Genomic DNA, 12353 nt, shown 5'->3' with positions numbered 1-12353 from the left:
TCACTACGCTGCCCGTATGGCTTTGGAATGGGAGCAAGTCATCGTGGACTCGGCCGATCCCGTAGCCCTCGGGCGCTGGTGGGCCGAGGCGCTGGGCTGGGTCGTGGTCGGGGAGGCCCCGGACGAGTTCGAGATCCGCCCCGAGAAGGACCGGATGCCGGGGCTGCTCTTCGTGCCGGTGCCGGAGGCGAAGACCGTCAAGAACCGCCTCCATCTCGACTTCCGCCCGGACGACCAGGAGGCCGAGGTCACCCGCTTCCTCGCCCTGGGCGCCCGGCACGCCGACGTGGGGCAGGGCGAGGTGCCCTGGGTGACGCTCATGGATCCCGAGGGCAACGAGTTCTGCGTGCTGGGCGAGCGCCGGCCCTGACCCCGGCAGGGTCAGCCATACCTGCGCACAGCCCGGCGATCGAACATACGATGGGCGGGACCGGGCCGGTGACAACGGGGGGCGCTGGGCCCTGACCGACCGCTCGGGGTGGGAGACCTATGGCACAGGCCGCCGAATCGGCGCGGACCGTCATCCTGACCGTGGACGACGACCCGGGGGTCTCCCGCGCCGTCGCCCGCGATCTTCGGCGGCGCTACGGCGAGTCGTACCGGATCGTGCGCGCGGAGTCCGGCGAGTCCGCGCTGGAGGCGCTGCGGGAGCTCAAGCTGCGCGGCGACCTCGTGGCGGTGATCCTGGCCGACTACCGCATGCCGCAGATGAACGGCATCGAGTTCCTCGAACAGGCCCTGGACGTGTATCCGGGCGCCCGCCGCGTGCTGCTGACGGCGTACGCGGACACCAGCGCGGCGATCGACGCGATCAACGTCGTCGATCTCGACCACTATCTCCTCAAGCCGTGGGACCCGCCCGAGGAGAAGCTCTATCCGGTGCTGGACGACCTCCTGGAGGCGTGGCGCTGCAGCGACTACCGGCCGGTGCCCGCCACCAAGGTGATCGGACACCGCTGGTCGGCGCGTTCCTCGGACGTGCGGGAGTTCCTGGCCCGCAACCAGGTGCCGTACCGCTGGTACTCCACGGAGGAGCCGGAGGGGCAGCGGCTGCTGGCCGCCGCGGGGCAGGACGGGCAGCGGCTGCCGGTGGTGATCACCCCCGACGGCACGCCCCTGGTCAAGCCGGAGGCACCCGACCTGGCCGCCCACGTGGGCCTCGCCACGACCCCGACCGCCGACTTCTACGACCTCGTCGTCATCGGCGGCGGCCCCGCCGGACTCGGAGCGGCGGTGTACGGAGCCTCGGAGGGGCTGCGCACCGTGCTCGTGGAACGGTCGGCGACCGGCGGGCAGGCCGGGCAGAGCTCACGGATCGAGAACTACCTGGGCTTCCCCGACGGTGTGTCGGGCGCCCAGCTCACCGACCGGGCCCGCCGGCAGGCGACGAAGTTCGGCGCGGAGATCCTCACCGCCCGTGAGGTGGCGGGCCTGGAGGTCAACGGCGCGGCCCGCACCGTGCGGTTCTCGGACGGGTCGGCGGTGGCCGCGCACAGCGTGATCCTGGCGACGGGCGTGTCGTACCGGCAGCTGGAGGCGCCGGGCTGCACGGACCTGACCGGCTGCGGGGTGTTCTACGGCTCGGCACTCACCGAGGCGGCCTCCTGCCAGGGGCAGGACATCTACATCGTCGGTGGCGCCAACTCCGCGGGGCAGGCGGCGATGTACCTGTCCCGGGGCGCCAAGTCGGTGACCCTGCTGGTGCGCGGCCCCGATCTCTCCGCCTCGATGTCGCACTACCTGATCCAGCAGATCGAGGAGGCTCCCAACATCTCGGTACGCGCGCGTACCGTCGTCGAGGCCGCCCACGGCACCGACCACCTGGAGCAGCTGACCCTGCGCGACACCGAGACCGGGGAGACCGAACTCGTCGACGCGCAGTGGATGTTCGTGTTCATCGGCGCGGCCCCGCTGACCGGTTGGCTCGACGGCACCGTGCTGCGGGACGAGCACGGGTTCATCCTGGCCGGGCCCGACCTCACCCCCGACGGGCGGCCGCCGGCGGACTGGGAGCTGGACCGGCCGCCGTACCACCTGGAGACCAACATTCCGGGCGTGTTCGTCGCGGGCGACGCGCGCGCCGAGTCCGCGAAGCGGGTCGCGTCCGCCGTCGGAGAGGGAGCCATGGCCGTGATGCTCGTCCACCGGTATCTGGAGCAGTCATGAGCGGGCAGTTGCTGCCGTGCGCCCCCGGGGAGATCGGGTCGCTGTTCCTGTTCGAGAAGCTCACCCCCGAGCAGCTCGGGCAGCTGTGCGCCGCGGGCCGGGTGGAGCGGTTCGAACCCGGCCCGGTGTACACCGAGGGTGAACCCGCCACCTGCTTCTACGTGATGCTCGAAGGCACGGTCGTCCTCTCCCGCCGGGTCGCCGGCGACGACGTGGAGGTCAACCGCACCTCGCAGCGCGGGGTGTACTCGGGGTCCATGCAGGCCTATCTCAAGGACCGGGTGCAGCAGACCTACAACAACTCCATGCGGGTGACGGAGCCTTCGCGGTTCTTCGTGCTGCCCGCGGAGATGTTCTCGGCCTTCATGCAGGAATGGTTCCCGATGGCGGTCCATCTGCTGGAGGGGCTCTTCTTCGGTTCGAAGAACACCCAGCGGGCCATCGGGCAGCGGGAACGGCTGCTGGCGCTCGGCTCGTTGTCCGCCGGTCTCACGCACGAGCTCAACAATCCGGCGGCGGCGGCCGTGCGGGCCACGGCGACGCTGCGCGAGCGGGTCGGCAAGATGCGGCACAAGCTCGCCGTCATCGCGCAGGGCTCCTACAGCCCCGAGGTGATGGCGAACCTCATCGACATCCAGGAGCGCACCGCCGAACGGGTGGCCAAGGCGCCCGTGTTGAGCCCGCTGGAGGCCTCCGACCGGGAGGACGCGCTCAGCGACTGGCTCGACGACCACGGCATCCAGGAGGGCTGGCGGATCGCGCCCACCTTCGTGCAGGCGGGCCTCGACGTGGACTGGCTGGACCAGATCGCGGTGGCCGTGGACGAGGAGATCCTGCCGAACGCGATCGGCTGGCTCAACTACACCGTCGAGACCGAGCTGCTGATGGACGAGATCAACGACTCCACGGCCCGTATCTCCCATCTCGTCGACGCTGCGAAGCAGTACTCCCAGCTGGACCGGGCGCCGTACCAGGTGGCCGACGTGCACGAACTCCTCGACAGCACACTGCTGATGCTGTCCGGGAAGATCGGGCAGCAGATCAAGGTCGTCAAGGACTACGACCGCACGCTGCCGAGGATCCCTGCCTACCCCGCCGAGCTCAACCAGGTGTGGACGAACCTGATCGACAACGCGGTGCAGGCCATCAACAGCGTCGGCGGTGACGGGACGTTGACCGTCCGGACCGCGCTCGAACACGACCGGCTCCTCGTGGAGTTCCGGGACACCGGGCCCGGGGTGCCGCCGGACATCCGCGGGCGCATCTTCGACCCCTTCTTCACCACCAAGCCGGTGGGCGAGGGGACGGGGCTCGGCCTCGACATCTCCTGGCGGATCGTGGTCAACAAGCACCACGGGACGCTTCAGGTGGAGTCGTCACCCGGCGACACCCGCTTCCAGGTGCTGCTTCCGCTGACCGCCGTGGACAACGACACGACCGAGGAGTCGGAATGACCGACATCAAGGGGCTCGACCCGAGCGTGCCGCCCAGCGGGGACGGGTGTGTGGAGTGCGACGCGGCGGGCGGATGGTGGTTCCATCTGCGGCGGTGTGCGCAGTGCGGGCACGTCGGGTGCTGCGACTCCTCGCCCGGGCAGCACGCGACAGGGCATTTCCGGGACGCGGGGCATCCTCTGGTGCAGAGTTTCGAGCCGGGTGAGGAGTGGTTCTGGAACTTCGAGACGAATGAGATGTTCGAGGCGGGGCCCGAGCTCGCGGCGCCGGTGAGTCATCCGGAGGGTCAGCCGGCTCCTGGGCCGGAGGGGCGGGTGCCGGCGGACTGGGCGCGGACGCTGCGCAGGTGAGTTTCCCGCGCCCCTGAGGTCGGTCAAGCCCCTGTCAGAGGCAAGTGCCAGGATGTATTCGTGTCGCAGATCTCCATCAGTACGCCTCTCATCGGCCGGGAAGACGAACTGACCCGGCTCTCAGGTGTGCTGGAGCGTGCCCGCAGCGGGGAGGCTCGGGCGGTCCTCGTCGCCGGGGACGCCGGGGTCGGCAAGACCCGGCTGCTGGACGAGGTCACGGGGCGGGCCTCGACGGCCGGGATGACCGTGCTCACCGGGCACTGTGTCGATCTCGGTGATGTCGGCCTGCCGTATCTGCCGTTCACCGAGGTCCTGGGAGCGCTCGCCCAGGACGAACGGTTCGCCGGTGCCCTCGCCGCGTACCCAGCGGTGGAACGATTGCTGGGCGGCGGCGCGGTCGGCGACTCCGGTGGGCGGCTCCGGTTGTTCGAGGGGATCGCCGGGCTGCTCGCCGATCTCTCGGACATCGCTCCCCTGCTGCTCGTCCTGGAGGATCTGCACTGGGCCGATCAGTCGTCCCGCGATCTGCTGCGGTTCCTGCTCAGCCGGGGCATCCTCCAGCGGTCGGCGGGTGGGGCGCCCACGCACCGGCTGGCCGTTCTCGCTTCGTACCGGGCGGATGATCTGCACCGGCGGCATCCGTTGCGTCCGCTGCTCGCCGAGCTGGTGCGGCTGCCCGGGGTCGAGCGGCTGGAGTTGCGGCCGATGGCCGACGGCGAGGTGGCCCGGCTGGTGCGGTCTCTGCGGGAGGCGCCGCTGCCGGACCACACCGTGCGGCGGATCGTCGAGCGGGCCGAGGGCAACGCGTTCTATGCCGAGGAGTTGGTCGCCGCCACGGGGAACGGGGACGGCGGGGTGCCCAGTGGGCTGGCCGACGTGCTGCTGATCCGGTTCGAGCAGCTGTCCGACACCGCTCAGCAGGTGCTGCGCACCGCCGCCGTCGCCGGGCGGCGCGTCGAGCACGACCTGCTGAGGGATGCCGTACGACTGCCCGAGGAAGAGCTGGAATCGGCGCTGCGGGAGGCCATCGGGCGACAGCTGCTGGTGCCCGGTGAAGGGGACACGTACGCGTTCCGGCATGCCCTCGCCCGTGAGGCCGTGTACGCCGATCTGCTGCCGGGCGAGCGGGCGCGGCTGCACGGGGCGTTCGCCCGGCTGCTGGAGGCGCGGGGGCATCGGGCCGAGAGCGCGGCGGAGCGGGCCCACCACTACCGCGAGAGCCATGACCTGGCCGAGGCACTCTCCGCCTCGCTGGAGGCCGCGGACCACGCCCAGCGGGTGGGCGCACCGGCCGAGGAGCTACGGCATCTGGAGGCGGCCCTCGATCTGTGGTCGGCGGTGGAGTCGACGGCGCGGCCCTCGGGTGAGGGGGTCGACCGGGTACGGCTCATGCTGCGGGCCTCGGCGGCGGCCGCGCACACCGGCGAACTGCACCGGGCGGTCTCGCTCACGCGCGCCGCGCTCGCCGGTGTCGGCCAGGAGGCGGACTCCGAACTCGCCGCCCGGGTGCGCTACACGCTCGCCGGGAACCTGATGAGCGTCGACAACCTCACAGCGGCCTTCGCCTACAGCAGCGAGGCACTCGCCATGATCCCCGCCGATCCCCCGTCCCGTACCTGGGTGTGGGCCGCGGCCACCCATGTGATGGCGGCCCGGCACGTCGGGGAGAACGAGGTCGCGCTGCGGGTCGCCCGGCAGGCCCTCGGCACCGCCGAGCAGTTGGGCGTGCCGGACGCCCAGGCGGATCTGCTGATCTCCCTGGCCGTCCTCGAAGGCGGCGGCCGCCGCACGGAGGCGGGGCGGGAACGGTTGCGGCAGGCCCGGGAGCTGGCCCGGCGGGCGGGCAGCACCCCCGTGGAGATGCGCGCGCTGTTCAATCTCGCCGTCGGCTGCTTCGAGTCCGGGCACCTCGACGAGTGTCTGCCCTGGCTCACCGAAGGGCTGGACCGTGCCCGTCGCGCCGGGCTGCTGTCGTCGCCGTATCCGATGGAGATGCGCTACCTCCAACTGCTGGTGCTCTACACGCTGGGCCGCTGGGACGACTGTGTCCGGGCGGCCCACGCCGATGCCGACGTGCTGCCCGCGGCCGGCGGGTACACGATGGCGCCCGCGCTGTACGTCGGGCTCGCGCGCGGCGACCGCAGGGCCACCGACCGGGCGCGGGCCCTGTTGGAGGGGCCCTTCGACTGGATGGCCACACTCGTCGCGGGCATCGCGCTGACCGACGCGGCGGCGCTGCGGGGCGACGCCGAGGACGCCGTACAGCGGATGCGGTCCACCGTCGCGGCGCTGACCGACGACACGGGCGCGCTTCCCCACGTCACCGTCCGGCTGGCCACCCTCGCGTTGTCCGCGGTCGCCGACCGGGCCGACGATCTGCGCCGCAAGGGAGACCAGGCCGGGGCGCGTCGCTGGGCGGAGACCGCGACCGAGCTGGTGGAGCTGGCCAGGACCACCGCCGCGCACGGCGAGCGCGGGATACCGCAGGGCCCGGAGGGGCAGGCCTGGCTGGCCCGGGCCGAGGCGGAGTGGACACGGGCCCTGTCGGGGCCGGACGCGGAGGCCTGGGCGAGGGCGGTCGCCGCGTTCGACTTCGGTGACGTGTACGAACCGGCGCGCTGCCGGCTGCGGTACGCCGAGGCCCTGCTCGTCGCCGACCGGCGTGAGGAGGCCGTGGCCGAGGCGCGTGCCGCTCGTGAGGTGTTCGCCCGGCTCGGCGCCACGGTGCTGCTGGAGCAGGTCGACGAGCTGATCCGGCGGGGCCGGCTCGCCGAGGTCCCGCCCACCGCGTCGCTGCTCACGGCCCGTGAGCGGGACGTGCTGCGGCTGCTCGCCCGGGGGCGCAGCAACCGCCAGATCGGTGAGGAGCTGTTCATCACCGGCAAGACGGCGAGTGTGCACGTCTCCAACATCCTGGCCAAACTGGGCGCGGCGAGCCGCACCGAGGCCGTGGCCGTCGCCTACCGCAAGGGGTTGATCGCCCCGGAGACGACGGCCCGCGGCTGACGCTGCCTCAGTGGCGAGCGCAGTCCAGGCTGTTCAGGTCGACGGAGTCCGCCATCGCCTGCATGCCCTTGTCGTTGGGGTGGATGTGGTCCCCGCCGTCGAACACGGGGAGCATCCGCTCGTGGTCGTAGGGGCTGCGCAGGACGCGGTCGAAGTCGGTGACCGCGTCGAACTCGTCGCTGTGGCTCCTGATGAAGTCGTTGACCTCCTGTCGTACGGCCTCGGCGGCCGGATCCCATTCCGGCCAGCCCTTGAAGGGGGCGATGGTGGAGACGACGACGCACTTGCCGGCGTCGTGGGCCCGGTCGACGATCTCGCGGTAGCCGGCGATCAGATGCCGTGCGGTGACACCGGTGTGGGCCTTGAGGTCGTTGACCCCTTCGAAGAGGAACACGGTGTGCACGCCCGGCTGGGAGAGGACGTCCCGGTCCAGCCGGTTCAGGGCGCTCGGCCCGGCGCCGTCGGCCAGCACCTTGTTGCCGGCGATCCCCTCGTTGGCCACGCCCTTGACCGTGGTGTGGGCTTTCTGGAGGCGGCGGGCGAGGTAGTCGGGCCAGCGGCGGTTGTGGTCGCTGGTGGACTGCCAGCCGTCGGTGATGGAGTCGCCGAGTGCGACCACGGCACCGGTGGCCGCGGGCGTGCGCACCGAGACCGCGTCGAGGTAGAACCACGACCCGATGCCCTCGGTCCAGTGGGCGCCGCTCTCCTCGGCGGTGTGGTCGCCCTGGGTGGCGTACGACGTCTGCAGGGCCATCCAGTGTCCGGTGACCGGGCCCGCCGCGTCCGGGGTGTGGAGGCTGACGACCAGGTTCGCCCCTGCGGCCAGCCTGCCGGACAAGGGGTCGCTGTACACCGTGCTGCCGGGTTCCACGGTGACGGAGGACGACCCCTCGAAGGTGAGCCGCCGGTTGGTGCCGCGCACCAGCTCGGCGCTCTTCAGCTGGAGACCGGCGTAGACGCTGTCGAAGGTGACCGGCTGGTGGCCGAACGCGTTGGAGAGCCGGACGCGAGGGTCACGTCCGCCCACGCTGGTGTGCACGACCATGCGGTAGCCGCGGTCGGCGGCCGAGTCGCCGATGGGGTAGGCGCTCGTGCCCCAGGTGATCACCCCGTCGGGCGGGCTGACGGCGGCCGGGGCGGGCGTGGCCTGGAGTGCGGCGGCCGCGACCGTCACCGCGAGGAGCCGCGCCCCTCGGGCCGCCCGGCGCCTCATCGGTCGAAGCCCTTCAGGGTGACCGTGGCGCCCGGCTTCAGTGTCACCGTGCGGGCGCTTCCCGCGTACGCGACCGTCGTGGTGCGGCCTCCGGCGCTTCGGATCCGTGCTTCGGTCGGTTTCCCATCCCGCCAGCGTAGGTCTACGACGAAGCCGCCGCGTGCCTTTGCTCCCGTGAGGGAGCCGGAGGCGGCCCAGGCGTGGGGCAGGGCAGGCAGGAGCTCCAGGTGGCCGGGGCGGGAGTAGAGCAGCATCTCGATCATCGCTGCAGGGGTACCCAGATTCGCGTCGATCTGAAAGATTCCGCGGCCCTGTTCCACCTGGTAGATGTCGAAGAGGTTGAAGGCGGTGCCGTTGCTGCCTCCGCTGGAGGGCCGGAGGTTGTTGACCACCAGCTGGTAGGCCTTGTCGGCATTCTTGAGGCGGGCCCAGCACAGACCGCGCCAGGCGTTGGCCCAGCCGAAGCTCTCCATGCCGCGTGCGGTGAGCAGGGCGGTGGCACCCTCGACGATGTCGGCCGGGGTGGAGCCGTCGGGGCGGATGCGGTCGCCGGGGAAGAGACCGACGAGCGGCGACAGATGGCGGTGGGTGGTCTCGCCGAGGTTGTCGGGGGACATCCACTCCTCCAGCCAGCCCGTGGTGGGGCTGACCTGGGGGAGGTGGAGGCGCTTGCGGAGGCCGGCGATCGTGGCGGCGAATTCCGCGTCCTTCCTCAACTCGGCCGCGGCCGTGCAGTAGTTGCCGAACAGCGCCCACACGAGTTCCTGGGCGTAGGTGATGCCCTTGGCGTCGAGCGGGCCGTGCTCGGGCGACCAGTCGCTGTCGGCGATCAGGACCTCGCGTGAGGTGCCCGGGAGGGTCATGGTCAGCAGCCGCGCCTCCCAGAACTCGCAGGCGCCTCTCAGGAGGGGGTAGATCTTCTCCAGATGGGCGCGGGAGGCGGTGAACTCGTAGTGCTCCCACAGGGAGTTGCACAGCCAGGCGTTGCCCGCCGGATGCCACCACCAGCCGCCTCCGCCGAAGGGATTGGTGGAGATGGCGACCGTCCAGCCGGCGTTCTTCCCCGTGGAGTTGCGATAGCGGTTGCGGGGGTCGTTGAACAGCCTGCGGGTGAGGTCGGTCCAGGACGGGAGCTGGGCGACGCAGTAGTCGGTGAACGCGTCGAAGCACTGGGACAGACCGGTCCGGTCGGCCGCCCAGTAGTTCATCTGGATGTTGATGTCGGTGTGGTAGTCGCCCATCCAGTCCGGGTCGTTGCCGTCGAGCCACAGTCCCTGGAGGCCCAGCGGGAGGCTGCCGCGTGATCCCGCGATCATCAGGTAGCGGCCGAACTGCAGGTACTGCGCCTCCAGTTCCGGGTCGGGCACCCCGTCCCGGGCGCGTGCGCGCAGGCGCTCCCAGGTGTCCAGGGAGCGCTGCTCGGCTGAGGACGTGCCGAGCGAGACGTCCAACTGCCCGAACAGGGCGTGATGGTCGGCGGTGTGGGTGCGGAGCAGGGAGTTCGCCGAGTGACGGGCAGCGGCCCCGACCTTGGTGCGTGCGAGCTTCTGAGGGTCGAGGGAGGGGTCGCGGAAGTGCGCGGCGGCGTCGGGTGTGTAGTTGGTGCCCCCGCTCAGGATGACGGTGAGCTCTTTGCACCCGGTGAAGCCGATGTGCGTCCCTTCGACAGTGACACTGCCGCCGGAGCCGTACGCCGTGATCGCGGCCCCGTATCTCAGGCCGTTCGGGAGGGCGGCCCCGAAGGAGACCGCGGGCTCCTCGCCATGCGTCCCCTCCAGCGTGATCGTTCCGGTGTAGCGGCCTCCTCCGCTCTGGCTGAAGTGCAGGACGATGACGTCGTCGGGCCGGCTGGCGAAGATCTGGCGTCGGTAGGTCACTCCGGAGCGGACGTACGACGTTTCGTTGACGCCCTGGGCGAGGTCGAGGGTGCGGCGGTAGCCGGAGACGGCGGACAGGTCGTGGTCGGGGATGTCGACGGTGAGCCGGGCCAGCAGGGTGAAGGAGCCGAAATCCTGGCGGCCGTAGGGGAATTGGCCGTCGGCGTCGAGGGTGTCGTTGAGGCCGCCGGTCCACAGGGTGGCGTCGGTGACGAGAAGGAGTTCGCGGCCGGAGTCGTTGCTCGCGAGGGCGCCGAGGCGGCCGTTGCCGACGGGCAGGCCCTGTTCGATCATCGAGTGTTCGTCGGCGGGAGCCTGCCACCGGAGCCGGTGGCGTGGGTCGGTGTCGAGGGCGGGTGCGTCGGCGGGCCGTTGAGGTGCCGCAGTGGCGGTGAATGTGGGCAGCGCGGCGAGTGCGGCGGTCAGCGCGAGGACACCGCGTCTGGACGGGTCGGGGGTCATGGCGGCTCCTGGAGGCTCGGTCAGGACTTCGGTACGTCGATCCGGTCGAGGTCCGGTGCGTAACCGGTGCCGCTGTCGAAGGTGATCGTGTTGGCGCCGGCCTTGAGCGTCACGGGCACGTACACGCTCGACACGGTCCCCCAGTCGCCGGTGGCGGGGAGCTTGTGGCGGGTGGCGCCGCCGCCGTTCGCCGAGACGTCCACCGAGCGGGCGTCACCGCTGATGTAGGAGACCTTGATCTGGTAGGTGCCGGCCTTGGCGACGACGACGTCGCGGAAGGTCAGGGTCCCGCCGAGGTACAAGTTGCCGACCTTCTTTCCGTCGGAGCAGGCGGAGCAGTCGGCGACGGAGGCGTTGCCGCCGAGGGTGTTCGCGGAGGACTCGGCCTCGTATCCCGTGAAGGCGAGTCCGGTGCCGTGCGGGGTGACCGTGAACAGGCGCGAGCCGTGGGCGGGCAGGGCCTGGGTCACCTTGTTCCGGTAGGTGCCGAGGTTCTCGTGGTTCCACAGGTCGCGGACGGACGCCTTGCCGGTGAAGCCGAGGGTGGTCCAGTCGGCGGTGACGGCGGCGGGCGCGTCGGCGAGGTTGAACAGGGCGACGGTCCAGGTGCCGTCGGGGTTCTCGGCGGCCCAGACCTGCTGCGGGTCGGACGGGGTGACCGGGTGTGCGGGCGGGTTGGGGCCCTGGTTGAGGGCGATGACCTCGCGGTTGGTCAGCAGGGACAGGCCGTAGGAGTCGAGGCGGGTGAGGTCGTCGCCGGTGTAGAGGGGGGACTTGGCGATGGCCCACAGGGTGGCGTAGCTCTGCCGTTCCGCCCTGGTCAGGCCGTCCATCTGGCCGTTGCCGACATCGAGGGAGTCGAGGTCGTTCCAGCCGCCGGGTCCGGCGTGCCGGGTCCAGGCGGGGGTGTCGTCCCAGCGGTCGTCGACCGAGTTCTCCCAGCTGACGAGGGTGTTGCAGTAGCACTCGACGTCGGTGTCGATGCGCCAGCCCTGCGAGTACTTCTTCCAGTCGGCGGCGTGTCCGATGTCGAGGGACCAGGAGAGTTCGAGGTGGACGGTGCGGCCGGTGGCGGCTATCGCCCTGTTCCAGGCGGCCACGTCGGCAACGTTGTCGTACTGGTCGCCGCTCTTCCCGGAGCCGGGGCCGACCCCGTCGAGCTTGAGGAAGTCGTAGCCCCAACCAGCGATCAACTGGGCCTGGGAGTCGATGTACTTGCTGGTGCACGGCTTGGCGAAGTCGAGCTTGTACGCGCTGTCCCAGCCGTTGGTGGTGCGCAGGTCGTCGTACACGATGTCGGCGGTGGTGCAGCCGTCGGCGTTCCAGATCGGTGTCGTGCCGTCGCCGTACGCTCCCTTCTCCAGGCCGGCCGGGAGGTAGATGCCGGCCTTGAGGCCCTTGGCGTGGATGCGGTCGGCGACGGCCTTCATGCCGTGGGGGAAGCGGACCGGGTCGGGCTTCTGGCGGCCGTACTGGTCGAAGCCGGACTTCCAGGCCTTGTCCATCCACCAGCCGGCGTCGATGTTGACGTACTCGTAGCCGTACTTCTTCAGCTTGGCGGCCATGGCGTCGGTCTGCTGCAGGACGTTGGCCTCGGTGAGGTAGCTGTAGTCGCCGTCCGGGTTGAGGCCGGGGTACTTGGACGACTGCATGCTCCAACTGGACCAGCCCATGTAGGGCTTGGCGGCGAGGGACTGCGCGGGGGTGTTGTCGGCGGCGTGGGCCGTGGGGACGGCGACCGCCGTGAGAGCGAGCACCAGCAGGGCTCTGGCGGGCAGGGCGAAGTACGAGGATGACCGCATGGGTCGTACCTCCAATGGGGTGC

General features: G+C 71.0%; 8 protein-coding genes. 5 read left to right on the top strand and 3 right to left on the bottom strand.

All coding sequences use genetic code 11. The annotated features are described in order from the left end of the window. The first annotated feature begins 16 nt into the window (after positions 1 to 16). The 5 genes from M2157_RS44435 (at position 17) to M2157_RS44415 (ending at position 6976) form a co-directional block, all read left to right on the top strand. Complete coding sequence (locus tag M2157_RS44435) at positions 17 to 370, top strand: VOC family protein (protein WP_280868037.1); 354 nt, start codon at positions 17 to 19, stop codon at positions 368 to 370. 119 nt (positions 371 to 489) lie between these two features. Beyond that, complete coding sequence (locus M2157_RS44430; RefSeq protein WP_280855464.1) at positions 490 to 2166, top strand: FAD-dependent oxidoreductase; 1677 nt, start codon at positions 490 to 492, stop codon at positions 2164 to 2166. Continuing rightward, the gene (locus tag M2157_RS44425) at positions 2163 to 3620 is read left to right on the top strand and encodes an ATP-binding protein (protein WP_280855465.1); all 1458 of its coding nucleotides are present in this window, start codon (positions 2163 to 2165) and stop codon (positions 3618 to 3620) included. The genes M2157_RS44430 and M2157_RS44425 overlap by 4 nt, the downstream gene beginning before the upstream one ends. Continuing rightward, a complete protein-coding gene (locus tag M2157_RS44420) occupies positions 3617 to 3970 on the top strand; it encodes a UBP-type zinc finger domain-containing protein (RefSeq protein ID WP_280855466.1) in 354 nt (117 codons plus the stop codon). The genes M2157_RS44425 and M2157_RS44420 overlap by 4 nt, the downstream gene beginning before the upstream one ends. Positions 3971 to 4030: 60 nt before the next feature. Further along, complete coding sequence (locus tag M2157_RS44415) at positions 4031 to 6976, top strand: helix-turn-helix transcriptional regulator (protein WP_280868036.1); 2946 nt, start codon at positions 4031 to 4033, stop codon at positions 6974 to 6976. Positions 6977 to 6983: 7 nt separating this feature from the next. Here M2157_RS44415 and M2157_RS44410 read toward each other — a convergent pair whose 3' ends face one another. From M2157_RS44410 to M2157_RS44400, 3 genes are read right to left on the bottom strand one after another with little or no spacing between them, the layout of a single operon-like run. After that, positions 6984 to 8189, bottom strand: coding sequence for an SGNH/GDSL hydrolase family protein (locus M2157_RS44410; protein ID WP_280868035.1), 1206 nt, complete (start codon positions 8187 to 8189; stop codon positions 6984 to 6986). Further along, entirely contained in the window at positions 8186 to 10528 is a 2343-nt protein-coding gene (locus M2157_RS44405; RefSeq protein WP_280868034.1) for a glycoside hydrolase N-terminal domain-containing protein, read from the bottom strand. Before M2157_RS44405 ends, M2157_RS44410 begins: the two co-directional genes overlap by 4 nt. A gap of 20 nt (positions 10529 to 10548) precedes the next feature. Continuing rightward, complete coding sequence (locus M2157_RS44400) at positions 10549 to 12330, bottom strand: carbohydrate-binding protein (RefSeq protein WP_280868033.1); 1782 nt, start codon at positions 12328 to 12330, stop codon at positions 10549 to 10551. Positions 12331 to 12353: the final 23 nt, after the last annotated feature.

Origin of the sequence: Streptomyces sp. SAI-127 (assembly GCF_029894425.1) — a bacterium.
In the GTDB taxonomy this organism is placed as follows: Bacteria; Actinomycetota; Actinomycetes; order Streptomycetales; family Streptomycetaceae; genus Streptomyces.
This window is presented reverse-complemented; position numbering and strand designations above follow the sequence as displayed.

Coding starts and splice junctions, on each gene's coding strand:
- M2157_RS44435 (WP_280868037.1), top strand. CDS start 17: ATGGCTTTGGAATGGGAGCAAGTCATCGTGGACTCGGCCGATCCCGTA.
- M2157_RS44430 (WP_280855464.1), top strand. CDS start 490: ATGGCACAGGCCGCCGAATCGGCGCGGACCGTCATCCTGACCGTGGAC.
- M2157_RS44425 (WP_280855465.1), top strand. CDS start 2,163: ATGAGCGGGCAGTTGCTGCCGTGCGCCCCCGGGGAGATCGGGTCGCTG.
- M2157_RS44420 (WP_280855466.1), top strand. CDS start 3,617: ATGACCGACATCAAGGGGCTCGACCCGAGCGTGCCGCCCAGCGGGGAC.
- M2157_RS44400 (WP_280868033.1), bottom strand. CDS start 12,330: ATGCGGTCATCCTCGTACTTCGCCCTGCCCGCCAGAGCCCTGCTGGTG.
- M2157_RS44405 (WP_280868034.1), bottom strand. CDS start 10,528: ATGACCCCCGACCCGTCCAGACGCGGTGTCCTCGCGCTGACCGCCGCA.
- M2157_RS44410 (WP_280868035.1), bottom strand. CDS start 8,189: ATGAGGCGCCGGGCGGCCCGAGGGGCGCGGCTCCTCGCGGTGACGGTC.